We start from the raw sequence: 23907 nt of genomic DNA, 5'->3' as shown, positions 1-23907 counted from the left end.
ATTTCCTAATAAAAAATAGATAGGGAAACCTATCTATTTTTTCACATGTAAAAACTTCACACATACTGGCTCTGGAACATTTACGTCCGTCTGTACAAGCGTTAGCTCCCCTGTCATTTCATCCCTAGCAAATAAAGTCAAAGCATTAGATCTTTCATTCGCTGCAATTAAAAATTTTTCATCCGGATCTAAAGAAAAATCACGTGGCCAATCCCCTTCTGTCGATACTGTTTCAATAAAAGCGAGCTCTCCATTGTGCTCATTCACTCGGAAAACCGCGATACTATTATGTCCCCTATTTGCTGCGTAAACAAACTTGCCATCAGAAGAAATGTGAATTGCACTTCCGTAACTATCTTTTCTAAAATCTTCAGGTAATGTAGAAATGTATTGTTTTTCTTTAAAACTGCCACTCTTTGCATCATATTGAAGTACAATAATCTCTGAACTTAATTCTGTCATAACATATGCATACTGCGCACTTGGATGAAATATAAGATGCCTTGGACCACTACCATGTTTTACAGATAACCGTGTAACTTCTATTAGTTCTCCATCACTTTCTTTATATGTAATCACCTTGTCTATTCCTAAATCAACTGCTACTACATATTTTTCATCAGGAGTAAAATCTATATAATGAGCATGTGCCTTTTCTTGCCTTTCCTTATTTGGTCCTGACCCTTTATGTTCTACAATTACCGTAGCAGCATTTAAACTTCCATTATCCTTTTTCACTAAATAGGACTCTACTGTTCCTTTATGATAATTAGCTGCTACTACTATACTATTCTCCCGATTCACACTTACATAGCACGGCGATGCCCCTTCTAAAACTTGCATGCTAATCGAATTTAAATTACCGGATTTATTATGAATAGAAAAACTAGCCATTCCACCTAACCCATTATCTTTCGCAACAGAATAAAGGTACTCGTTGTTATGACTAATCGTTACATATGTCGGACTTCCTATATGAGCTGCTAATTCAATCCCTTTAAGTTCTCCGATGTTCGTATCAAGTATAAATTTATAAATCCCCTTACTCTCTGCTTTTGTATATGTCCCTATATAACCATGAAACTGATTTTCACTCATAACATTTCCCCCTTTTACAAACGTCTTGTAACAAGTTTCACTTTGCATTTTTTACTATAGAAAAGAACCAAGTAGCACTTCATTACTACTTGGTTCTCTTTTTAAGCTTGTTCTTCAAATCGTCTTGCAATTTCTACAATTACTTGAACAGCTTTTTCCATAGTATTTACCGAAACATACTCAAATTTACCGTGATAGTTTTCACCACCAGTGAAAATATTTGGCGTTGGTAATCCCATATATGATAATTGCGATCCATCTGTTCCACCGCGAATTGGATGAATATTCGGTTCAATATTTAAACTTTTCATTGCCTCATACGCAATATCAACAATTTCTCTCACCGGTTCAATTTTTTCAAGCATATTATAATACTGATCATTCATCTCTAAAACGATTGCATCTTCGCCGTACTTCTCTTGCATGTTTTTCACAATATCTTTAATGTTATTTTTACGCGCTTCAAAATGATTACGATCAAAATCTCGAATAATATAGTAAGCTTTACTTTGCTCGACGTCACCATTTAAAGAAAGTAAATGATAAAAACCTTCATATCCCTCTGTATATTCTGGCGCCTCTTCTACTGGCAACTGTCTATCGAATTCCATAGCAAGTTTACTTGCGTTACGCATTTTGTTTTTCGCTGTTCCAGGATGTGTATTTGTCCCTCTAAAAGTTAATTTAGCGCTTGCAGCGTTAAAACTCTCATATTCTAAACCACCTAATGGACCTCCGTCCATCGTATAAGCAAACGATGCACCAAACGCTTCTACATCAAAATGAGCTGGCCCACGACCAATCTCTTCATCTGGTGTGAATGCTACTCTTATTTTTCCATGCTTAATTTGCGGATTATGTATTAAATAATTCATTGCGACCATGATTTCTGTAAGACCAGCTTTATCATCTGCTCCAAGAAGTGTTGTACCATCAGTTGTAATAATTGTATGTCCTTTATATGATGGTAATTCCGGGAACTGTTCAGGTGTTAACACAACATTTAATTCTTCATTTAACGTAATCGCATTACCATCAAAATTTTCATGAATTTGTGGTTTTACGTTTTCCCCTGTAAAATCTGTTGCTGTGTCTAAATGAGCTAAAAAGCCGATTACAGGAACATCCTTATCTGTATTAGCAAGCAGTGTTGCCATTACATAACCATTATCATCCATCGTCACTTCTGATAACCCAATCTCTTTTAACTCTTTCACTAATAACTTACCAAACTCAATTTGCCCTGGTGTTGTAGGCACTGTATGACTTTCTTCATTTGATTGTGTATCAATCTTCACATATCTCGTAAATCTTTCAATAAGTTCTTGTTTCAAATTCGTTCACTCCTTTTATAGTTCTCTCTCTATTATAATCCTTAAAACGAAATATTTTAACTTTTTTGACTGTGAAAATATATATCCATTTACATTTTTAATAAATCATAAAAAGACATAATATTTGTACATTGAAATTCAAACATGTAATATACATCATTATATATTGGGAGGTTTAAAGATGAGGCTAACTCTCTTTCGCTATTTTCTTTTTTTCCTAGGATTAATTTTTTTTGGACTTGGAAATGCTCTCGCAGTCAAAGTTAAATTCCTCGGTTTACACCCTTGGGAAGTTTTAAATATGGCTCTCTACCAACGATTTGGATGGACAATTGGTACTTGGAGTGTCATATGTGGATTATGTCTCGTTCTTATCTCTTTACTAGTAGATCGAAAATATATAAACGTGGGCACATTTTTAAATGCACTACTTATCGGTCCTATTATGGACTTTTTCTTACAATCAAAAATCCTTCCAAACGCTAGTGATTATTTATGGATAAACTTACTCATTTTATTTTCTGGTATTGCAATTACAGGAATTGGGGGCGGCATGTACGTTGCGGCTGGCATTGGTGCTGGACCCCGCGATGGATTCATGCTTACCATTTCTGACAAAACTGGGTTATCTATTAGCCGTGCTCGAATCATTGTAGAATGCTTTGTACTAGTCATTGGATACATGCTAGGAGGTCCTGTTTTTATCGTAACTTTTCTATACACTTTTATTCAAAGTCCAATATTCCAGCATTCATTTAAGGTATTTCAAGCACTCTTACATATTTTACATAACAAAAACAAAGAGCAAATTAATGAAAATATATAAAACATAACTTAATACCAATTACTCTTTTCATTAACTTTCTTACAAATAATTCACCCTATTTACGATTCCCACCGCAAATAGGGTGTTTCTTTTTCATCCAATAATATATATTTAATTAAACATCAAAAGCATATACTACTCATTCACAATAAAAGTATATACATCATTATAAATACAACCATTTACTCTAATAACATACTTACCTGGTTTATTGAACTGAACTGTATAATTACTTAATTGTACCGCTTCTTTATCTCCTGAAAGAATATCAATACTTCTACCACTCAATAAATAAGATTCACTTTGATTCATCGCTATATTAATAGCATTGAACTTCTCCTCTTTCGCTTGTGGTGTTTCTGCAGTACTTACACTTGGTTCTAAAAATAGTAGTCCACTTAATCCAATTGAACCCGCTAGAGCTACTCCTGCAAATTTTTTCATTTTTTTCATCACAATGACCCCCTTATAAATTTAGTGTAAAGGCGATTTCCCCCCCCTTACACCACAAAGCCTATATGTAACGAAATGAAAAGTAAACACGTACAACAAGACAAAATTCTACATCTTTTTCTCCTATTGAATATAAATCCGAGCGTTTGGAGTTTTGTCACATTTAAAGTTGTTTCCCTAAACCAATTTCTCAATAAACTATTCAAAAACTGAATAATTACTTATTGATTTAACATTCTAAAAATAGTTGATAAAGATGCTTTCTCTTCAAAAAAAGAGTGTGTTTCAAAAGTAACTTTTAAAACACACTCCATATACTCCATTTCATGCTTCTCTCCATAATCTCTCTACATTTATTAATTGCTCGTCTTTAAATTCTAGCTTATATACGTCTGGTTTTGATGTATTCATTAAAAATTCAAGCCCATATTGGTTATCAAAATAGTTCATCATCAATGTCATTACAAGCCCATGTGTACCAACTACAATTTTATGTCCTTGAAAATCCATTAATATTTCTTTTAATATTTTCACTACTCTTCTCTGACAATCCACATACGATTCTCCTCCAGTTAGTGTGAAATCTGGATTAGAGAACATCTTCTTTACGAGTGGATACAATTCCTTATCTGATATAATCTTATCCTCACTTAAAAACCTACACTCTTTGAGATTTTCATATACTACTATTTCTTTTTCATGGTAATTAGCTGACTCTTCTATCGTTAACATAGCCCTCTTATACGGACTTGAAATGAAAGTATCAATTCCCTCTGTTTCTAATATCTCAGTTATTCTTTGAGCATCTAAAATTCCCTTCTCAGTTAATCCACGTGTTCTTTCATTTCCTTCTAATTTTGGCGATTCACCATGCCTAACCATATAGATATATGTATTCATAATTCCTCCTTGAAAATATTTATAAGTTAATTACTTACTTTAATCTTTTCCGTATCAAAACTTGAACACAATCAAAATATTAATTTATTCTTCTTTTATGAACTTTGCTGAGCAGTTCGTCTAACCCACTCCGAAACTAAACTCTCAAATAATTCAGGTTGTTCAATTTGCAAATTATGTCCCGCCATATCTAATACCGCTAATGTTGCTCTTGGATAATCTTCAATGATTCCTACAATATCTTGATAACCTACCGATATATCTTGTCTTCCAGCTAAAAAAAGAACGGGTTTCTCATATTTTTTATGCTGGAAGTCCAAAGTAAGAGAGTAATTATTTTGTAATCTTTCAATAAACCCATCATTAGCAATATCTAGCCCAGGCTTAATTTCTTCTTTGAAACGCTTATATGTATACTCATTCGCAACCACTGCTAATTCACAAAATTCTTCCCTTTCGGTTGAAGTAAGCGCGTTTAAAAATTCTTCATCTCTTACAATTACCTGTTTATCTGGAAGAAGCCTTTTTTCTCGTTGCGCTACAACAACAGGACATACTAACAATAATCCATTAACTCTATCAAACATCTTTGAAAGTATCCCGCTAGCTAAATATCCCCCGTAAGACTCTCCTACTAGTAAAAAATCTTTAGTTGGGATGATTTTCTCAATAAATGCAGTTAACAGTTCTAATATACAATCTGAACTATTTATCCAATCTGGGGCATTCGATTTTCCCATTCCAGGTAAATCAATATAAATTCGTTGATATCCTTTATACTTCTGAAACACTGTTTCCATACATTTCTTCATTAATCTATGGTCAGGAGAACACCCATGTATGATAAGTACTGGCTTTCCTTCTCCAATGATTTCATAGTATACTTCTGCATCCCTAATCCTGCATATCATAAAAAAAACTCCCTATTTTTATATTCACCTTTAAAAACAACCCTCTCAAACTCAAAAGAATACACGTTCTCATTTTATATCTTTTCAGAAGTTAATTTCAAATCTTAATTTTCAGATTACAAATATAAAAAAGCTTCCCTATGAGTGTATCTCCTCCAAGGAAACTTTTTTATATTTTCTTTTACTCTATCAAAATTCGAAACTTCTCTAGCCTCATTCTTCTATTTGCATCAATACAATTCTCCAACCATCTGGGTCCTCTATAGTAATCCCCTTTTCTTTCCAATATGGATTTTCTGGATCTACTTCATCGTATCCCATTGCGTGCAGCCTTTTACTCACTTTTTCTATTTCATTACATTCTTTAATATAAAATACAAGTAAATTATCTTTTGTTGGAGCTGGACATGGGCTCCCATCTATATATCTTGTAAATTCTAAATGATATTCTTCATCTGGTAGTCCAAACATGACGCCATCGTAACCTTCATGACCGTAAAATTCACCTATACGCTTTAAACCTAATCCTTTTTCATAGAATGCTATAACCTCTTCAAACTTATCTGTTGGACGTGCTATTCGAAACTTCACCCAATTTTTCATGCTTTTCCTCCCATACTAAAAACGTAATGAATGACTATATTTTATTGTATATACTTAAAACATTTTTGAAATCCCTCATTAGTATGAAAATAGATACATACAAAGGTGTTACTTACTAGCCTATAGCAATCAAAAACTCACCTAGAAAGAAAACCCCATCATTTTATATGCAAATTTGCATCTCCACTTGCAAAGCACTAAAAAACCTTTAAAATATACTGGATGACTAAATATACAATTCCCATCTAAAATCTTGATATACTAAAAATCATTAAATGCAGTGTTTTTTCATTTTCAAGAATTATTGCACTCTTGTTTTTTTCCTTATAAGCATGCTTTTTATAAGGAAATCTGATACAATCCTTAAGTAATATTATTATGTATAGATATTACGAATATAGTACATACTTAAAGAAGGTGATTTTTTTGAAATTAAATAAAAATTTACAGCTATGTATATTAATCACAACATTAATATGCTATTCAATCTATTTTATGTTTTTCTTTCTGTTCCCTACTAATTTTTCAAATTTCAATGTACGCTTCGCTTCACTCATCGTTGAAGTCATTACATTTATATCGCTAATTTACTCTATATACTCTAAAAAAGTTAGTTCAAATCCTTTTTGGATATGTATTACAATTGCAATTGGTAGTTTTTTATTAGGAAAAGTAGTATATACGTATCAAGATACCTTTTTCGAACTTCCAATACACCATTTTACTATTTCTGATGTATTTTACATGTTTTTTCTATTCTTCTGCCTTATCGCTTTTTGCTATAAGATCTTAAAAGAATGCAATAAATGGGAAAAAGCTTTCTTTATTTGTGATATATGTATAGTACTTACTTCCATATTCACATTAGAATGGTATTTATTTAATCAGCCAAATTTAAATATATTCTCACTTTCACTCGGAGATATTTTCCTTTCATTTCTATATCCAATTGCAGATCTATTATTTCTTCTACTAGGTGTTAGTCTCTTTTTCCGCCCAACAATTTTTAAGTCCAAGCGGAAAATTTATATCTTTATTTTTGTATTAATTAGTTCTGCAACTTTTAACTATATTTATTTTTACTTAAATACCCATTTATCAACTGACACTATAACATTTTTACGTCTTTTATATAGAATACCTCTATTGCTTATCGCAATAGCTGGGTCTATTTCAGAAGATGATAATAGCCATAAAAATTATTTCATTGTAAACCCTATACTAGGAAAGAAAGTTTTAGTCGTATTTCCCTATCTTGCTGTTGCAATACTAATCGGGTTTACATTAAAAGAACAAACATCATCTTCAACTCTCATTACAGGGAATTGTATCGCTTTTGTTTTCGTACTTATTCGCCATTCTATTGTGCGTATGCAAAACGACACCCTAACAAAACGTTTACAAGTATTTAATGCTCAACTAGAAGAAAAAGTTACTTTAAGAACTTCTGATTTAGTCCATAAATCAGAGGCCCTATCTCAGAAACAACAAAAATTCAAATCATTATATGAATATCATCCTGATCCCATTTTTACGATTGATTTAAATGGAATATTCTTAAATGTAAATAAAGCAGGAAGCATACTACTTGGAGCACCAACGAACGAGTTACTTGGTGAGACATGTTTTTCTATTATTTTAGATGCAGATAAACATAAACTGATATCTGCATTAGAAAAAGTTAAACAACAAGAATCCGCATCCTTACAACTTAGTTCTCAATATAAAGATGGCTTTACTTATTTTTTATACGTTACCATCGTTCCTATTATGATAGATGGACAAATTTCAGGAAGCTATATTATGGTAAAGGATATTACCGCACTAAAAAAACAACAAGAAGAAATAAAATATTTAGCATTCCACGATACTGTAACGAAAATTGGGAACCGATCCTTTTTCCATAGGAAGTTAAGAAAATTTATAAAAAATGCTCAAACAACACAAAGTGAGTTTGCATTATTATATTTAGATTTAGATCGCTTTAAAGTAATTAACGATACACTTGGACATTCGTCAGGTGATTACATATTAGAAGAAGTAGCAAAGCGATTCCAATCATGTCTTCCATCACATACTCATCTGTCAAGAATCGGTGGTGATGAGTTTACAATTTTAATCGAAAACTATACTGACGAAGATTCCTTATTCGAGTTATGTAATCAATTATTTGAAAGCATGGAAAAGCCGTTTGTCATACATGAGCATAAATTAACTTTATCACTTAGTATCGGGATCGCTATATATCCATCTGGTGGAATCGATACCGCTACACTCTTAAAAAACGCTAATGTTGCAATGTATGATGCAAAGGCAAAAGAGCTTAACTCTGTCTCTATTTATGACGATGTAATCGCTAAAAAAATCGAAAGACGATTACGATTAGAAAAAGATTTACCAAACGCAATACAAAATGAAGAATTGTTCCTTTTGTATCAACCTCAAGTTGATAGTGAATCTAATAAAATTATCGGTGCAGAAGCTTTAATCAGGTGGAATCATCCTGAATTAGGTGTTATTTCTCCATACGAGTTTATTCCGATTGCAGAAGAAACACTACAAATTATTCCAATAGGAAAATGGACATTACAGCAGGCTTGTGAGCAAATGAAACGTTGGCACGCACTCGGATATTCGCATTTAAAAATAGGGGTAAATTTATCTGCTAAAGAATTTGAACAAGAAGGCTTTGTAAAATCTATTTCTTCTACTTTAGCAACTACAGGCTTACCAGCAAGTTCCCTTGATCTAGAATTAACAGAACGAATTGCAATGATGGATGAGAGAGAAACATTGATAAAACTGCGTACACTAAAAAGTTTAGGGATTCACATTTCAATCGACGACTTTGGTACAGGCTATTCTTCCCTAGCCTACTTACCTTTATATCCCATCGATACGTTAAAAATCCCGAGAGAATTTCTTACAATGTCTGAAACGTGTGAAGATGGAATGGAAATCATTAAAACGATCATCACATTAGCACATACATTAGGAATGTCTGTCATTGCTGAAGGCGTAGAAACGAAAGAACACGTAAATTTCCTTCAAAAAAATAAATGTCAGTTTATTCAAGGTTACTATTACAGTAAACCTATTTATACCAATGCATTTACTAAGCTGTTAGAAAACGGTATTCGTCCATAGTAAATCAAAATGCCTATAACTCTATACGGATTGTAATCGTTATAGGTAATAATAAATTTGAACAACTATAGTAAAAAGGAAAGAAAATAATTTCTTTCCTTTTTTTATTATTTAACTACTTCATTTATTAAATCTATTAATTGATGAATTCCCTCCTCATTTGTTTTCTTAAATCCATTCATGTTTTGAATATATCTCTCCTTATTTACATACAACTTATTTACCGCATCTGTAAATGTACTGGTGCTTATTCTATCTTGAAGTAATACTTCCGCATACCCTTGCCTAGAAAAATAGTCAGCATTTAAAACTTGATCCCCTCTACTGGAACCATTAGTTAACGGAATAAGCAACATCGGTTTCTTCAAAAATAACAATTCAGAAATAGCAGTAGAACCAGCCCTGGAAACTACAACACTTGCCATATTCAGTATATGTGGCAACTCTTCTCCTATATATTCAAATTGCATATAACCTTCCATTCCGATAGAAGGATCCATCTTCCCTTTACCACACATATGAACAATATTAAAACTTAATAATAATGTATCTAAACTTTTCCTTACCATATCATTTATCCACTTAGCACCTTGACTCCCACCCATTATTAACAATACTGGCTTATCTTGCTGAAATTCACAATACCTTCTTCCTCGTAATACGTTACCTCTCTCAATTTCTTCCCTTACAATTGGTCCTACATAAACCTTCTTCTCGTTACTTACATTATCCCCTGTATGAGGAAATGTTGTGCATAGTTTTGTAGCAAAAGGTAATGCTATTTTATTTGCAAGTCCTAACGTGCTATCTGGTTCACGTATTACGATAGGGACACTATTTAACCATGCCCCTACAACTACAGGAACTGAAACAAATCCTCCTGCAGAAAAGATAACGTCAGGCTTTATTTTCTTAATTAATTTATAACTTTGTAAGCTGCCTTTTATAATTTTAAAAGGATCTTTAAAGTTCTCCCAATCCCAATATCTCCGGAGCTTCCCCGTTGAAATACTATTGTACTTAACATTTTGAACTAATAATTTTTCAATTCCATTTTGAGATCCAATATACTCAACTCCCCATCCTTTTTCTATAAATTTAGGAATCAATACCATATTAATCATTACGTGTCCGGCTGTACCGCCCCCAGTAAAGAGAATCGTTTTATTCATAGCTTATATCCCACCTTTATCATTAAAAGTCTAGCTTTATAGTAATCTTTCAAATGTACATTAACTTACTATGATTTATATAAATCTTTAACTCCAGACCTATGTCTTGCAAAAGATCTTTGATGAGTTCATAAAAATCATTTCCATACTCACTACATTCATACTGAGTAAAGACTTGGATTACAGGACTAGTTCCTGTATATATTGTTTTGGGGTTTCGATTAACCTTTTCCACATATGCTCGACATGTATTTATCGCCTCATAGATGCGCAAAACATGTTCTTCTTCATCTTTCCAATCCAGCGTATCAACAATCGAAAGCGATAGCATATTTTGATTATTTATAGTCTCATAACAATTCATATATTTCTTACATCCTTTTATATTTTTCATTAAATGCAGATGTCACTACACTTCGCATACTCAAGTACATCTTTTAATGATTGCTGAAATGGGATTTCTGGAACCCAACCTAACTTTTTTATATCCTCTAATACTAAACTTTCATTTGAGCCGCTCTCACTATCCTCTGTTTCTTTTATAGTAAAATTCAACTGTATTAATCCTTTATATTGTTCCAATACATCTAATAAAGAGCGTTTTACCCCTGATCCAATATTATATTGTTTTCCATTTATACCATCACGTAATAACACATGATACGCTTTAACTGCATCACGTACATCTAGAAAGTCTCTACTATCTTTCAAACTGTTTACTTCAATAATCGCTTTACTTCTACCCGATTCTATATCTATCATTTTTTTTGCGAGAATTGAACAAACACCATTCGATACTCCTGGACCAATTAAATTTGAGGGCTTTGCAATGATAATATTTGAATCCATTAATCCGCCCCAAGCCTCCGCAATAATGACTTGCATAGTTTTACTTAAACTATATGGATTTGAAACTTTTATGTTTTTCATACTATCTGCTTGCAATGCAGATCCTATAACTAATGTTTTACAATGCGAGGCTTCCTGCTTAATGGCTTCTAATAAATATAAAGTCCCTATTACGTTAATCTCTATATATTCAAGAGAAGCTGTCCAAGACTCATTAACTGAGTTTCTTCCTGCTAAATGCAATACATAGTCTGGTTTTATTTGTTTAATTACCTTCATTACTTCACTCTTATTTGTTAAATTACAAGTAATACCATTTTCGATTTTTTCTCTATGTGATCGATTTTGAAACATAGGAATCACATGAAATCCTTGTTCTAAAAAATATTGGCAAGCATGGCGTCCTGTGAATCCATTTGCACCAGTTATTAAAAGGCTCGCATTTCTTTTCATAGTAAAAACCCTCCTTTTTCTAACATTTGTTTCACCTCATGTTTTGTAAGTAAGTCTTGTCGAGAACTAAAACTCTTCACATCCACAAGCGGATAACTAGCATAATATTCTTGAAGTCCTTCTATAGGAATAGTCGGTAGTACCACAAAATAATTTTGATCAAAACTAATACTTGTTTTACTCTCTACCTCAGATAAAAGCATTTCACTTAATTTTTCACCAGGTCTTATCCCTACCTCTTTTATCTTCACGTTTTCTTTTTTTGAATCTTCAATTAATATTCTTGCTAAATCCGTTATTTTACATGCTGGCATTTTCATAACAAAGATTTCTCCTCCTCTTCCTTCAGATGCTGCTTTAAATAACAATCCAACAGCATCTTCAATGGTTAAGAAAAATCTAGTCATATTTGCATCGGTAATCCCTACTTTTGAAGATTGCATAATTTGCTTTTTAAAAAGCGGTACCACACTTCCACTCGTTCCTAAAACATTTCCGCCACGAACACAAATGAATTTTGTTTTCTTCGTTTGCACATTCGCATGAACCATTAATTTTTCACCAATTGCTTTTGTCATCCCATACGTATTTGATGGATCGGCCGCTTTATCAGTTGAAACATATATAACTTTCTCAACTTGATTCTGGATAGATGCTTCAATTACATTTTGCGTACCATGTATATTTGTTTTTATAGCTTCATAAGGATAATATTCACATACTGGAACATGCTTTAAAGCTGCAAGATGAAATACATAATGTACACCTTGGCAAGCATATACTAGCTGCTCTTTATCACGAATATCTCCAATAATAAATTTCAATCTCTCTTCATTTATAAACTGTTGCTGCATTTCAAACTGAACCGTTTCATTCCTTGAAAAAACTCTAATTTCTTTCGTTGATTTTTCTAATAGTTGTTTTATAAGTTCATGTCCCCACGAACCTGTACCACCAGTAATTAAAATTATTTTATTAAGCATTCCTTTTCCTCCTACCATACATTTCAATTCAAATTGTATTTATTAAGGTTATTGAATTATTTTCAATTGATTCAAATCATAATCGTCGTTTGTTACATTTAATTGACAAAATAAAAAAACAGAAACTATTTTTTAATAGTTTCTGTTTTTCATTTCACTTCTTAGCAATTAGATTTTCTTTATACTGTTTGAATGATAACTATATTACTGGTTTAAAAAACACCGCTCATTTATTTCTTATGCTCGTAATAAAATAAAGTGAAACTTTAATTAGTGGGGATTTTGTCCATCCCCCACTGACTATTAGTTGAATCAATCGGGCTTTTACGAGCAGCCCCACCCTCACCTAACTTCTTTGCTTTAGCCGACTTTTGAGATGGGAGTCTTACTGCTCGTTAATAGCGGGATAAATGGAATGATTCATAACCAATACCACATTTAAACTCATAGAAAAGGGAGGTAATGGAATGTACCAAAGCAATTCAAACAATACGTCTAAAGAATTCTCAAAAGCACTCCCTCTCTCCCTATTCGACGTAAAAAACGAGTTACAACAAAAAAACGATCTCATCTCTTCTGTTACCATATATAAATTAACGAAAGAAGAGCAACTTATCATCGATAAAATTAAAGCTCAGACAAAAGAACTAAATAAAAATAACGTCACAAGAACACGTGCATACTACCAATTTTACATTCAATATCCAGAAATACATTGGGCACTACTTGGGCATATCGTATCACGTAACGGTGGCTGGAATATGACAGATTTAAAGGGAGATTTATATACGAGGCTTTTATCCGAGAAAGATCAAATTACATTTTTCTCTTTTTTAGAAAGAGGAAATTGGCTCATTTTCCAAGATGTATATCCTCAATTTTTACTATATGAGCAAAGTGTAAAAAAATCAAAAAAGCTATTTCACCTTCTCACTCATTTAAATGTTTCTACATTTATGGAAACAATGTGGAACGATTTTTGGAAAACAGGTAACAAAAAAACATTAGCGATCGCAACTATTATTAATGAACAAAACTACTTAGAAAAAAGAGTTATTCAAAATGCACACTTTAAAAAGACTGTATTAAATAGTATTGGATTTAAACTCTTTGATTTTTTTCAGTTTAATCATATCCTTTTCCCATTTTACGAAAATGATAAAAAGCAAAAAGTATTACTATTTGGTGATACAATGAAACATTTCACTTCTTTGCATGAACGAATTTCACTTGGAAAACGGTTGTATTCATTGTTATTTCGGGATACACATATTTTATCTCAAATAATAAACTGGGTCCATCACCATCCACATACAGGCTCAAGAAAAGATTACTGGCCTCATTTATTTTCTAGTGTAAATGAATCTTTTTCGCGTGAGTTTTATAAACGCCGAATAAAGAAATGCCAGTTACGTAGTGACGCGTATCGTATATACAGCCCTGCACTCATCTATGCATGGCGGGATATGAAACATGAAGAAGTTGAAAATGAAGATTGGTTTAACGATTGGCAAGTTGTAAATTATTTAGTTGATAAGGAGGAAAATATAAATGGACAAATTACAGAAGACTACTGCAAAACACTCGAAAAAATTGAACTCGCAATTCTCGCAAAGAAAAATGTCCTCCTTCGAGAAGAAGAATGATTTTTTAGCATTATTAGTTACAGTCTTACTTTCTTCTATTATTGGAACTTGCTTAGATGCTTTCTTTGTGCATACACAAATATATTCCTTTCCAGTTAGACCTTTCTCATCTATATTTTCAGTTAACATAGGCTTTACGTTGTTTGTGCTACCAATTTTAACAATCATTTTCATACAAATTTCAAAAACATTATCTGCAGTTTCTAGAACTCTATTTATTATTTTAATAGGGCTTTGTGCTAGTATTTTTGAACAAGTTGCTGAGAGGTTAGGTTTATTTGTACATAACGTGAATTGGCATCATGCTTATTCTTTATTTGGATATATCATTTTCTTTTCTCTTATTTGGAAATTATATACTTGGATGCAAAAATAAAGAGACCGTTATAATAACGGTCTCTCCTTAAGCATAATCTTCAGTTACTGCTACTGAACGACTTTGAAGGCTTTTTGATCGCAAACGATATGCAACTACTTTCTTCTTATATTGCTTTACTACATCAACGTGTTCCTCGTAGCTATATATAGAAAATCTAATCTCTCTTTTTCCTTTCTTCGTCTCCATGACTATCGGTGTACCATTCCCTTGCGGCGGAAAATAATGTTTATCTAAAAATAAAGCCTCGTTAAATTCATGAATAACTTGAAGTTTCATTTCTCCTTCTATACTTTCCCCATCTACCGTTACAGTAGTATTTTCCTCATCAAGTTTTTGGTGTAACTCAAATCTACTAATAATTGATTCTACAACAGAAGTTGGCATACTAGAAACTAGTACTTTAAGAGCACCAAAAATAAATAATGTAACTATAAACCATGTTGTCATTTTAATCATCTCCATTACGCTCTAAAATGAGTAGTGTTATACTCCTTATTACGATTCATTAATTTTCAAAATAAAAATTTCACTCCATAAGGTACTAATATACTAATAAGTATCCCTGTTACAATCATCGTTACCGAACCGATAGTTGCCTCTTTCTCTCCTTCTTTCACTAGACGGCTCACACCAATAATATGTGATGCGCAGCCCATCCCCACTCCTTTTCCAATCGTACTTGTTATACGGAAAAACTTAAGTACTGTCGGTCCGATAATAGCACCTGTTATTCCTGCAACAACTACAAAACTAGAAGTCATAGATGGAATGCCACCAATTTGATCCGCTAATGAAATGGCAATAGGCATTGTCGCTAATTGTGGTAAAGTTGTTAATATAAGTTCCTTATCTATATTTAAAATTCCACCAATCACTATATTCATACTCGTTAAAGCCACTATACCTATCACTACGCCGATTAGTATCGCTAAAAAGTTTTTCATAAGTATCTTTCGCTCTTTAAATAGAGGTATGGCTAACGCTACAATTGCAGGACTCAAAAAACCTGAAAGAATGTCTCCCCCATTTTCCTTATACTCATGATGAGAAATACCAAATATCAAAAATAAGCAAATCATAATTGCTGTAACTGTTAATACCGGTAACGTAAATGGAAACGTAAATTTTTTATATAACTTTGTCGCCAATAAATAAATTACTACAGTAATAATAATTAAGACCATTTGAATCGTGCACCTTGTCGATTTTATTTTTTTGATGTTACTAATAATTGACTTACATACCCTGAAACAATCAATGTTACTACCGTACTTGCAATTACTAAAAGGAATATAACACTCCCCTTACTTAAAAGAAAAGATCCATATTCCATTAATCCTGTTGTCGAAGGAATTAGAAATAACGGTAAAAATACTATTAACTTTTCTGCCCCTACCTCAAACCACTTTAATGGAAAAATACGAGTAGAAAGGAGTAGAAACAATATTAACATCCCTATTAAACTTCCTGGCATCGACAGATGGAATACTCCTTGAATCCACGTACCAGCTAAGCTAAACACATATAGCACGCCTACTTGAAGTAAAAGCGTCACGTACTTCATTTCTTTCCCTCATTTCCATATTACGCTTCGCTATTATGAAATCTCATTTAATGTTTCCGCAAACCTTGTAACTCCAAGCTGAATTTGTTCTACATTCGCTCTGCCAAAAGTAAATCGGATATATTCACTTTTCGAACCTAGGACGCTTCCTGGGACAAATGCTACACCATTTTGTATAGATTCACCTAGTAAATGATATTCATCAAACGTTCCTTGCACTTTGCACCATAAATGTATTCCGCCCTCAGGAACAAAAAATTCAATCTGATCCCCTAATATTTCTTCAAGCTTTCTAATTAACTCATCTCTTCTTTGTTTCAGTTGTCCACGAAGCAACGTAATATGCGTATGAAAATCCTCAGATTCTAAAAATTGGTTCGCTACCCACTGTGTAAATACACTATGACCGAAATCAACTTGCTGCTTCGCATCTGCCAATCTCTCAATTACGCGCGTGGGGCCAATTACCCAACCAATACGTAATCCTGATGCAACAATTTTTGATAATGAGCTCACATAAAGAACATTCCCATTTTGATCCATCGATTTCAATGTTGGATTCACTTCTCCATTAAAAGAAGTCAAACTATACGGATCATCTTCTACAATCGGTATACCAAATTCAGAAGATAGTTCTAAAACCTTTTTACGTCTTGCCAATGAAAGTACCGTTCCAGTTGGATTTTGATAATCCGGATTTAAAAACACCATACGAATGCGATGCTTTTTGTGCAAATCGATTAAGTCATCTGGATTCATACCATGCTGATCAACTGGTAAACGGAATATTTTTAAACCTGCTGATTTAAACATCGGAAGTGAATAACAATAGGAGGGATCCTCAATTGCAATCGCATCTCCAGGCTTTAACAAACATTGAACGATAAGATTAAGTGCTTGCTGAGCTCCAGATGTAATAAGAATAGAGCTTGAATCTGCTTCTATTTGTTTATATTGCTCGACATGTGCCGCAATGGTTTTTCGCAACATTTCATTTCCAAGCGGATGGTCATAACCGAGATTTCCCATAAATGTTTTCTCCGACAAAATTGTTCGAAATCTATCACTCGGAATTAATTCTGGTGACAATTCACCACTCGCTAAATTGATTAAATCATCTTTTTGTGTTTCCGTTCGAATTTGTTGAACAAGTGGCACATTAGGCAAGAACGATCCATCCTCAACGTACCTACCCCAGTTCGGTATTCGTTTATGTGACACACCCCATATGTCTGTATTCACCCGGGTGCCGCTTCCTTTTTGCCGGTCTACTACCCCAAGTGATTTTAATTCCTCATAAGCAGCTACTACTGTACTCCGGTTCACTTGTAACTTCTGTGCTAACATACGCTCAGAAGGTAATTTTCTATCAGAAGGGAATTCACCGGTAGAAATGCCTCTTTCAATGTAATCAGCAATTTGTTTATAAACTGGTATCTTATCTTCACGATTCGGTTGCCATTCCATTTAGTTCCCTCCTCTCCAAGCTGGTGTCCTGAACTCATTAATAACAGTATTCACTGCAAAAATGGTATTAATCAAGCGCATGATTTAAAAATGCCTCTACCGTCACATTAAAGCTAGTAGGCTGTTCTAAATAAGGCAAGTGTCCACTATTTTCCAACTCAATGAAAGTCACGTTTCTCAGGTGTTTTTCAAATTCTCTCACATACTTTTCCGGAACAAAATAATCATTCTCTCCTCGTATTATTAATGCAGGACATGCAATGTTAGAGAGGTATGGTCTTTGATCGTAATCAACTAATTCAGCGAATAGCCTTTGAATATGCATTGGATTAATAGTTTGTAGGGATTGATGAAACCCTCGGACAATTGCATCATCATCTTCTACTCCCATTGCTCTCAATAACGTATTCGCCCAAGTTTTCCCGTTATCATTTACGCTAAGTAAGTCATATATTTTAAGTCGTTCTTGACGATCTTCTGGTTCCAAATAAGGAAATGCATTTACAACAATTAAGCTAGAAACAAAACGTGGATATTGAATAGCAAAATCGATACCCACTCTAGCTCCTTTTGAAAGACCACAAATTGTTACTGATTTTAGCTTTAAATGATTACATAACTCATATAAAATATTTGAATATTCTTTAAAACTAATTTCCATCCCTTCGGATTTCCCATGCCCAGGTAAATCGAGTGAGATTACGGTCCATGTCTTCTTGAAGTATTTTCTTTGATATAACCAATTATTCGAATTTCCTCCAAGACCGTGTAAAAACAATATGACAGGACCCGATCCTTCTATATTGTAAAAAATCTTTCGATTCTTATATTCAAAATACATATTCATCACCTTCAGATGTAGCATCACATATTTTTATCATTGAATGAATATATCCAAAACGGTTCTCTTTCTAACCACTCAACTGTGCCTGAAATACCGTCTTCATACTCCCTTTCCAGCTCATCCACTTTAGTTGTAAATTGTGATGCATGTGCTCGTAATGCTTCCAATTTTTTCGAAACATATTTTTTCACTTCATTTTTAAAATCTGGAGGTCCTATTTCGTCTTCATGATTTTTCGAAAAAGCTACAGCATAAAAGGCTGGTCGTTTACTTTCCGAAATATTAGCTAAGGCCTCTACTACTGCTTCCCCTGTTGCATCGTGATCCGGATGAACTGCATACCCAGGATAGAAAGAAATAACTACAGAAGGATCCAATTCTTCAATACAGTTTTGAATCAAGCTTCTTAATTTTCCAGGCTCTTCAAATTCAAGAGTTTTATCACGATATCCCATCATACGTAAATTTTCAATCCCTAAAATATTTGTAGCTCGCTTTAACTCTTTCTCTCTAATTGCATATAAAGATTCACGAGTTGCAAAAGGTGGATTCCCCATCGCTCTCCCCATTTCACCAAGTGTTAAGCAAACATAAGTAAGAGGGACTTTCTGCTCAGTATAAGCCAAAATTGTGCCAGCCACGCAATACGACTCATCATCTGGATGCGGGAAAACAACTAAAACGTGGCGCTCATTTTTCATCAATATATTAACTCCTTTATCATATACACACTCTATAAAATAACGACCGCATACCAAGTAACTCCTACAAGAAGCACTAAAAGAAGAATGACATAGATAGCGGATAAGTTTTTCACATTCCTCTTTGTAGACTTACCGTAATTCTCTTCTACATTTCGTGCGACTAGTACGGTCCCAAATAGTGATACAACTACAATAATAACAACTAGTGAAATCGCAAAACTCATTGTCTTCCACCTCTCTAAGGCCAGTCTATTTTAAAGCATGAATAAAATACTACCTTTCTTCTCTTATCATAATAGAAGTTTGTAAAAAACGGACCAACCACTTTTGTGTTTTTTTGCTCATCCACTTTAAAAATAAAAAGCAACTGCTCACTTAGGACCAGTTGCTTTTTTACAAGGCTACTTATATTCATTTTCAATTAAAATTAATTCGATTTAAAAGTTTGGTCTTTTCATAATGAAACATTGATTGAGATAGCTCGAAAATTGTTCCATTTACAAGATAAACTGTATTTTCAATAAGCAGCGCTGGATCACCTTCATTTAGTTCTAAAAGCTTTGCATTTTCTTTATTTATTTTTTCACAACTAATAACTTTATCGGCAAAGCCAATATTTAATCGTAAATCCTCAATGAAATAACTGTATACAGAACTTAATGCTATTTCTTCATTCAAATAAGGAATGATATCTTTTTTGAAATAACTTACTTCAATAGAGAATGGTTTACCGTCTACAATTCTTAAACGCTTCAAAAAATATAGTCTAGTTCCAATCTCACATTGCATCCGTTCTACTATCTCTTCATTTGCCTCTATTACTTCAATCTCTAGCACTTTCGTTTCAATATTTTGTGAAACGAGATTTTTCGTTAATCCACGTAAACTTCCTAAATTAATGTAATCTGTTACAGAAGTTTCACGTAAAAACATACCACTACCTTGCACTTGAAAAATATAACCTCTATTCACAAGTTGACTAATTACTTTACGTATCGTATTACGGCTTACTTCAAATCGATTCATCAACGCTTCTTCTGTAGGTAATTTTTTCGTTTCATTAAAAAGCCCATCTCGAATGTTTTGCTCTAACACATCTGCAATTTGTTTATACTTTGCACTCATACACTTTCTCCTAAAATACTCTTTTATCTGTTATAACTCTTCTCCTCTCGTTTCGATCACATGTTTATACCAATGAAACGAAAGTTTCTTCTTACGTTTTAAGTTATCATTATGATCGACAAAAATAAAGCCATATTGCTTTTTATATCCATTTAACCAACTTAACAAATCAATAACTGACCATGCATAATAACCTTTTAAATTAATTCCCTCTTGAATTGCACACTTCATTACTTTTAAATGCTCTTCAATAAATTTAATTCTCGGAACATCTACAATTTCTCCGTCAATGATTGAATCTTCATCACCAAGTCCATTTTCCGTTACATACATTTTTATGTCACCGTAGCGTGCTTTCAACATATGCAATCCATCTAAGAAACCTTCGGGAGATATTTCCCATCCCCATTTTGTATATGTTTTATCATCCATTTTAACTGTTCGATAAAAACCATCAAAAGAAGGACTACCTGGAGCAAGTGTTGAGCTTTCTCGAGAATGTTCCTCATTCTTTATATCCATATCGTATCTTTCCACTCGTATCGGTTGATAATAATTCAAGCCAATAAAATCATTTTTTTCGGCATTTTGTTTAATAATTTCTAATTCTTCAACCGTCCAATTAGGAGTCCATCCTTTTTCCTTTAATTGTTGTAAAACATAAGATGGATACTCACCTTTTAAAACTGGATCATAGTACCAATACGTTTCATATTCATTCGCATGATTTGCTGCTAGTATATTTTCTTTTTGATCATCCACACTATAAGCAGGTAAGAAAACATGCGTGATACCAATCTCTCCATATTGTTTCAACTGCTTGTACACTGCAACTGTTTTTGCATGTGCATAAAATACATAATGAGTCGCTTGAAAATACTTTGGAACATCATTTTGTATTCCAGGTGGATGTGCACCTTTTAAGTACCCTAATCCACAAAACATCACTGTTTCATTAAAAGTAATCCAATGTTTCACTCTATCACCAAATGCCTTAAAGCAAATCTCTGCGTACTTTACGAAAGCTTCTGCTGTTCGTTTATTCGTCCATCCACCGTCTTTTTCTAAAGTTAATGGTAGATCCCAATGATATAAAGTTACAAACGGTACAATCCCGTATTTTAAACATTCATCAATTAGGTTGTTATAAAATGCTATTCCTTTTTCATTTACCCCTCCATCTCCAGTCGGCAAAATTCTCGCCCAAGAAATAGAAAAACGATACGATTCTAATCCCATCTCAGCCATTAAGCGAACATCTTCCTTATATCGATGATAATGATCAACAGCTACATCACCATTTGTCCCATTGTATGTTTTGCCAGGAATTTTTGAAAACTCATCCCAATTCGTAACACCTTTTCCATCTTCATTCCATGCACCTTCTACTTGATAAGAAGCTGAAGCAGCCCCGAATAAAAAATCATGTGGAAACTTCATAGTCTATACCTCCGTTTCATTAGCATAAATCAAATTCATTATTACATATAAAATTTATAGGTACAAATTTATTATATAATAAGTTTCTGTTTTTCACTATAATTAAACATATCATTCACACTATTTATAAAAAAAGAACCTATAAAGGTCCTTTTTCAAATTGTGCAACGCAGCACTATGTTGAGTATCTTAAAGTTTATACTAATGATAGGTTTTAACAGACTTATTCTCCAATAATGAATTGTGAAATGAGCATTTCTAAATTTTCGGCTTTCTTTTTCATTTCATTAGATTTCTTCGTTATTTCTTGAATCAATGTGGCTTGTGCTTGAATTGATTGTACCGTTCGATTCGTTTCTTGTGCGACTTGTGTTGCAGTTTCAGAAACTATTGATAAAGAAGCATTCACTTCTTCTGTCCCAGCAGACATTTCTTCTGTAGCAGCAGACACTTCTTGAATTTGGGACGTTATTCTATTAATATCTTGCATAATAGATGAAAATGCGAGTTCTGCCTTATGTGCTGCTTCCTTACCACCGCTAGCCTGTTGTTGACCTTTTTTCATTACATGAACTGTATCCTGTGTATCTTGATGTATAAAACGTATTAAATTATTTATATCATTTACAGATGTTTTAGATTTCTCAGCCAGACCTCTTACTTCAGCTGCAACTACTGCAAATCCTTTTCCATTTTCTCCAGCGCGTGCTGCCTCAATTGCAGCATTTAAGGCGAGTAAATTCGTTTGTTCCGCAATATTAGTAATAACATCTAGCGCTTCTTCAATTTGTTGTGTCCGCGTAACAAGTCTATCAATGACCTTAGAAGTTTCTTCGACAACTTCATTCACACTATTCATTTGATGAATAGATTGTTTTATAACTTCACTACCAGAATTTGCTTGGTCTATTGTTGCAACAGCAACTTCAGCAACCATCGCTGAAGATTCAGCTACTGTTTGAACTCCAGTTGCAATTTCTTCCATCGAAGTTGAACTTTCTTGAATACTAGTCACTTGTCCCTCTATTTCTTTATTTATTTCAGAAGTAGTTCGAACAACCTCGTTTGATATATGTGCTGCCGTTTTCGTCTCTTGCAGCATATTTTCAGTTGAAGTAATCACTTCTTTCGCTGTAACCTTCACCTGACCGACTAATTGTTGCAAGTTATCTAACATACTATTAAAGGATTGTACAATAAGGCCTAATTCGTTCTCGGATTTATAAGAAGTTCGTATTGTTAAATCTCCAGCAGATACTCGTTCCATATCTTTTTGTAATAATACGATTGGTTTTTTTATAGCATTTTTTGTTAAATAACCAATAAAAATGATTATTATGATTCCTACAAATGAAATAATTACAAATGTTATTATTGTATTTTTTACACTATTAACATTCTCTTTTTGTAGTTGTTCAGCAGCGGTATTATTATATAAAATAAGTTCACGAATAGACTGAATTGTTTTTTCCATATTAGGGTCAATTTCTTTTAAATAATAGCTATACGCTTCTTCATTATTAGTCAGTCCCAATTCCTGTGCTTTCTCCATTTGTATTCTTAAATCTTTGAACTGACTTTGAAACGCATTATATAAGTCCTTTTCTTTATGAGAACTAATTCTAGTTTCAAATTGTTTTAATAACTCATCAGTTTCTTTCCTAGTCTTATCCATTTCGATTATTAGTTCTTTCATTCTTTTTTCATCTTTCGATATCATAATCTCCATAAAATTCATATTCACATGGTAAAAATTTGATTCTACAATTCCTATCCATTCAACTGGTAATAGCCTTTCGTCATACATACTAGAAGATGCTTTTTCACCTTTTTGAAGCCCTAAAAAACCCAGTGAAGATAACATGATACACGCCAAACTTGATATAATGACTAACACATTTAATTTCGTTCCAATTTTACTATTTTTAATAAAAGACAATAAATTCACCTCATCTATATATTATGTTTATACGTTTTATATTACAACAACAATCGGCATTTATCGACAT

At 33.1% G+C, this 23907-nt stretch carries 24 protein-coding genes; 4 read left to right on the top strand and 20 right to left on the bottom strand.

Translation table 11 applies throughout. From position 1 onward, the window contains the following. Positions 1-33: 33 nt before the first annotated feature. On the bottom strand, positions 34-1098 hold the full coding sequence (locus tag JFU18_RS24400) for a lactonase family protein (protein ID WP_201034235.1): 1065 nt from the start codon (positions 1096-1098) through the stop codon (positions 34-36). Between the two features lie 101 nt (positions 1099-1199). Beyond that, positions 1200-2432 (bottom strand): peptidase T, encoded by a 1233-nt coding sequence (gene pepT / locus JFU18_RS24395; RefSeq protein WP_201034236.1) that lies wholly within the window; start codon positions 2430-2432, stop codon positions 1200-1202. A 181-nt stretch (positions 2433-2613) separates the two neighbouring features. Here pepT and JFU18_RS24390 point away from each other — a divergent pair, with 181 nt between their 5' ends. Then, a complete protein-coding gene (locus JFU18_RS24390) occupies positions 2614-3258 on the top strand; it encodes a YczE/YyaS/YitT family protein (protein ID WP_002137875.1) in 645 nt (214 codons plus the stop codon). 135 nt (positions 3259-3393) lie between these two features. Here the strand turns inward: JFU18_RS24390 and JFU18_RS24385 are convergent, their stop codons facing one another. From JFU18_RS24385 to JFU18_RS24370, 4 genes are all read right to left on the bottom strand, one after another. Further along, positions 3394-3711: a hypothetical protein gene (locus tag JFU18_RS24385; RefSeq protein ID WP_201031647.1), complete on the bottom strand. Its 318-nt coding sequence runs from the start codon at positions 3709-3711 to the stop codon at positions 3394-3396. 324 nt (positions 3712-4035) lie between these two features. After that, the gene (locus tag JFU18_RS24380) at positions 4036-4611 is read right to left on the bottom strand and encodes a histidine phosphatase family protein (protein ID WP_201034237.1); all 576 of its coding nucleotides are present in this window, start codon (positions 4609-4611) and stop codon (positions 4036-4038) included. Between the two features lie 95 nt (positions 4612-4706). Then, positions 4707-5522 carry an alpha/beta fold hydrolase gene (locus tag JFU18_RS24375; protein WP_201034238.1) on the bottom strand — a complete coding sequence of 272 codons (816 nt, stop codon included), beginning with the start codon at positions 5520-5522 and terminating at the stop codon, positions 4707-4709. A gap of 213 nt (positions 5523-5735) precedes the next feature. Next, positions 5736-6125, bottom strand: a complete 390-nt coding sequence (locus JFU18_RS24370) for a VOC family protein (protein WP_137059614.1) — start codon at positions 6123-6125, stop codon at positions 5736-5738. Positions 6126-6551: 426 nt separating this feature from the next. Here JFU18_RS24370 and JFU18_RS24365 point away from each other — a divergent pair, with 426 nt between their 5' ends. Continuing rightward, positions 6552-9272, top strand: coding sequence for a putative bifunctional diguanylate cyclase/phosphodiesterase (locus JFU18_RS24365; RefSeq protein ID WP_201050356.1), 2721 nt, complete (start codon positions 6552-6554; stop codon positions 9270-9272). Positions 9273-9379: 107 nt separating this feature from the next. On the opposite strand, the gene JFU18_RS24360 is transcribed toward JFU18_RS24365, so the two are convergent. From JFU18_RS24360 to JFU18_RS24345, 4 genes are read right to left on the bottom strand one after another with little or no spacing between them, the layout of a single operon-like run. Continuing rightward, on the bottom strand, positions 9380-10444 hold the full coding sequence (locus tag JFU18_RS24360; RefSeq protein WP_201031651.1) for an undecaprenyldiphospho-muramoylpentapeptide beta-N-acetylglucosaminyltransferase: 1065 nt from the start codon (positions 10442-10444) through the stop codon (positions 9380-9382). 49 nt (positions 10445-10493) lie between these two features. Continuing rightward, positions 10494-10838, bottom strand: coding sequence for a DUF6572 domain-containing protein (locus JFU18_RS24355; protein ID WP_201031652.1), 345 nt, complete (start codon positions 10836-10838; stop codon positions 10494-10496). After that, complete coding sequence (locus JFU18_RS24350; protein WP_201034240.1) at positions 10838-11746, bottom strand: SDR family oxidoreductase; 909 nt, start codon at positions 11744-11746, stop codon at positions 10838-10840. Before JFU18_RS24350 ends, JFU18_RS24355 begins: the two co-directional genes overlap by 1 nt. Next, positions 11743-12729 (bottom strand): UDP-N-acetylglucosamine 4,6-dehydratase family protein, encoded by a 987-nt coding sequence (locus JFU18_RS24345; RefSeq protein ID WP_201034241.1) that lies wholly within the window; start codon positions 12727-12729, stop codon positions 11743-11745. The genes JFU18_RS24350 and JFU18_RS24345 overlap by 4 nt, the downstream gene beginning before the upstream one ends. A 467-nt stretch (positions 12730-13196) precedes the next feature. Between JFU18_RS24345 and JFU18_RS24340 the strand changes: the two genes are divergently transcribed. Both JFU18_RS24340 and JFU18_RS24335 read left to right on the top strand, forming a co-directional pair. Then, positions 13197-14375 carry a DUF2515 domain-containing protein gene (locus JFU18_RS24340; RefSeq protein ID WP_085312196.1) on the top strand — a complete coding sequence of 393 codons (1179 nt, stop codon included), beginning with the start codon at positions 13197-13199 and terminating at the stop codon, positions 14373-14375. Next, a complete protein-coding gene (locus JFU18_RS24335; RefSeq protein WP_201034616.1) occupies positions 14350-14751 on the top strand; it encodes a CBO0543 family protein in 402 nt (133 codons plus the stop codon). The genes JFU18_RS24340 and JFU18_RS24335 overlap by 26 nt, the downstream gene beginning before the upstream one ends. A gap of 27 nt (positions 14752-14778) precedes the next feature. Here the strand turns inward: JFU18_RS24335 and JFU18_RS24330 are convergent, their stop codons facing one another. The 10 genes from JFU18_RS24330 to JFU18_RS24285 form a co-directional block, all read right to left on the bottom strand. Next, the gene (locus tag JFU18_RS24330) at positions 14779-15201 is read right to left on the bottom strand and encodes a YfmQ family protein (protein WP_002088014.1); all 423 of its coding nucleotides are present in this window, start codon (positions 15199-15201) and stop codon (positions 14779-14781) included. Positions 15202-15266: 65 nt separating this feature from the next. Beyond that, complete coding sequence (locus JFU18_RS24325) at positions 15267-15938, bottom strand: LrgB family protein (protein WP_016100781.1); 672 nt, start codon at positions 15936-15938, stop codon at positions 15267-15269. 23 nt (positions 15939-15961) lie between these two features. After that, the gene (locus JFU18_RS24320) at positions 15962-16318 is read right to left on the bottom strand and encodes a CidA/LrgA family holin-like protein (protein ID WP_002190466.1); all 357 of its coding nucleotides are present in this window, start codon (positions 16316-16318) and stop codon (positions 15962-15964) included. Positions 16319-16351: 33 nt separating this feature from the next. Further along, the gene (gene pdxR / locus JFU18_RS24315; RefSeq protein ID WP_201031655.1) at positions 16352-17785 is read right to left on the bottom strand and encodes a MocR-like pyridoxine biosynthesis transcription factor PdxR; all 1434 of its coding nucleotides are present in this window, start codon (positions 17783-17785) and stop codon (positions 16352-16354) included. 67 nt (positions 17786-17852) lie between these two features. Next, positions 17853-18650, bottom strand: a complete 798-nt coding sequence (locus JFU18_RS24310) for an alpha/beta fold hydrolase (RefSeq protein WP_201034617.1) — start codon at positions 18648-18650, stop codon at positions 17853-17855. After that, on the bottom strand, positions 18650-19330 hold the full coding sequence (gene bshB2, locus JFU18_RS24305; protein WP_201032267.1) for a bacillithiol biosynthesis deacetylase BshB2: 681 nt from the start codon (positions 19328-19330) through the stop codon (positions 18650-18652). The genes JFU18_RS24310 and bshB2 overlap by 1 nt, the downstream gene beginning before the upstream one ends. A 32-nt stretch (positions 19331-19362) precedes the next feature. Continuing rightward, on the bottom strand, positions 19363-19557 hold the full coding sequence (locus JFU18_RS24300) for a hypothetical protein (RefSeq protein WP_002033711.1): 195 nt from the start codon (positions 19555-19557) through the stop codon (positions 19363-19365). A gap of 193 nt (positions 19558-19750) precedes the next feature. Next, the gene (locus tag JFU18_RS24295) at positions 19751-20458 is read right to left on the bottom strand and encodes a GntR family transcriptional regulator (RefSeq protein WP_002033710.1); all 708 of its coding nucleotides are present in this window, start codon (positions 20456-20458) and stop codon (positions 19751-19753) included. Positions 20459-20488: 30 nt separating this feature from the next. Then, positions 20489-21898, bottom strand: coding sequence for a glycoside hydrolase family 1 protein (locus JFU18_RS24290; protein WP_201034242.1), 1410 nt, complete (start codon positions 21896-21898; stop codon positions 20489-20491). A 223-nt stretch (positions 21899-22121) separates the two neighbouring features. Further along, the gene (locus JFU18_RS24285; protein WP_201031658.1) at positions 22122-23837 is read right to left on the bottom strand and encodes a methyl-accepting chemotaxis protein; all 1716 of its coding nucleotides are present in this window, start codon (positions 23835-23837) and stop codon (positions 22122-22124) included. Between the last annotated feature and the right edge of the window lie 70 nt (positions 23838-23907).

Origin of the sequence: Bacillus sp. TH22 (genome assembly GCF_016651015.1) — a bacterium.
GTDB lineage: Bacteria > Bacillota > Bacilli > Bacillales > Bacillaceae_G > Bacillus_A > Bacillus_A mycoides.
Note: the sequence above shows the minus strand (reverse complement) of the source record. Positions and strands in the feature narration are given on the sequence as shown.

Excerpts from the sequence above, each read along its gene's own strand:
- JFU18_RS24400 (WP_201034235.1), bottom strand. The coding sequence starts at position 1,098 with ATGAGTGAAAATCAGTTTCATGGTTATATAGGGACATATACAAAAGCA.
- JFU18_RS24390 (WP_002137875.1), top strand. The coding sequence starts at position 2,614 with ATGAGGCTAACTCTCTTTCGCTATTTTCTTTTTTTCCTAGGATTAATT.
- JFU18_RS24385 (WP_201031647.1), bottom strand. The coding sequence starts at position 3,711 with ATGAAAAAAATGAAAAAATTTGCAGGAGTAGCTCTAGCGGGTTCAATT.
- JFU18_RS24380 (WP_201034237.1), bottom strand. The coding sequence starts at position 4,611 with ATGAATACATATATCTATATGGTTAGGCATGGTGAATCGCCAAAATTA.
- JFU18_RS24375 (WP_201034238.1), bottom strand. The coding sequence starts at position 5,522 with ATGATATGCAGGATTAGGGATGCAGAAGTATACTATGAAATCATTGGA.
- JFU18_RS24370 (WP_137059614.1), bottom strand. The coding sequence starts at position 6,125 with ATGAAAAATTGGGTGAAGTTTCGAATAGCACGTCCAACAGATAAGTTT.
- JFU18_RS24360 (WP_201031651.1), bottom strand. The coding sequence starts at position 10,444 with ATGAATAAAACGATTCTCTTTACTGGGGGCGGTACAGCCGGACACGTA.
- JFU18_RS24355 (WP_201031652.1), bottom strand. The coding sequence starts at position 10,838 with ATGAAAAATATAAAAGGATGTAAGAAATATATGAATTGTTATGAGACT.
- JFU18_RS24350 (WP_201034240.1), bottom strand. The coding sequence starts at position 11,746 with ATGAAAAGAAATGCGAGCCTTTTAATAACTGGTGCAAATGGATTCACA.
- JFU18_RS24345 (WP_201034241.1), bottom strand. The coding sequence starts at position 12,729 with ATGCTTAATAAAATAATTTTAATTACTGGTGGTACAGGTTCGTGGGGA.
- JFU18_RS24340 (WP_085312196.1), top strand. The coding sequence starts at position 13,197 with ATGTACCAAAGCAATTCAAACAATACGTCTAAAGAATTCTCAAAAGCA.
- JFU18_RS24335 (WP_201034616.1), top strand. The coding sequence starts at position 14,350 with ATGTCCTCCTTCGAGAAGAAGAATGATTTTTTAGCATTATTAGTTACA.
- JFU18_RS24330 (WP_002088014.1), bottom strand. The coding sequence starts at position 15,201 with ATGACAACATGGTTTATAGTTACATTATTTATTTTTGGTGCTCTTAAA.
- JFU18_RS24325 (WP_016100781.1), bottom strand. The coding sequence starts at position 15,938 with ATGGTCTTAATTATTATTACTGTAGTAATTTATTTATTGGCGACAAAG.
- JFU18_RS24320 (WP_002190466.1), bottom strand. The coding sequence starts at position 16,318 with ATGAAGTACGTGACGCTTTTACTTCAAGTAGGCGTGCTATATGTGTTT.
- pdxR (WP_201031655.1), bottom strand. The coding sequence starts at position 17,785 with ATGGAATGGCAACCGAATCGTGAAGATAAGATACCAGTTTATAAACAA.
- JFU18_RS24310 (WP_201034617.1), bottom strand. The coding sequence starts at position 18,650 with ATGCTACATCTGAAGGTGATGAATATGTATTTTGAATATAAGAATCGA.
- bshB2 (WP_201032267.1), bottom strand. The coding sequence starts at position 19,330 with ATGAAAAATGAGCGCCACGTTTTAGTTGTTTTCCCGCATCCAGATGAT.
- JFU18_RS24300 (WP_002033711.1), bottom strand. The coding sequence starts at position 19,557 with ATGAGTTTTGCGATTTCACTAGTTGTTATTATTGTAGTTGTATCACTA.
- JFU18_RS24295 (WP_002033710.1), bottom strand. The coding sequence starts at position 20,458 with ATGAGTGCAAAGTATAAACAAATTGCAGATGTGTTAGAGCAAAACATT.
- JFU18_RS24290 (WP_201034242.1), bottom strand. The coding sequence starts at position 21,898 with ATGAAGTTTCCACATGATTTTTTATTCGGGGCTGCTTCAGCTTCTTAT.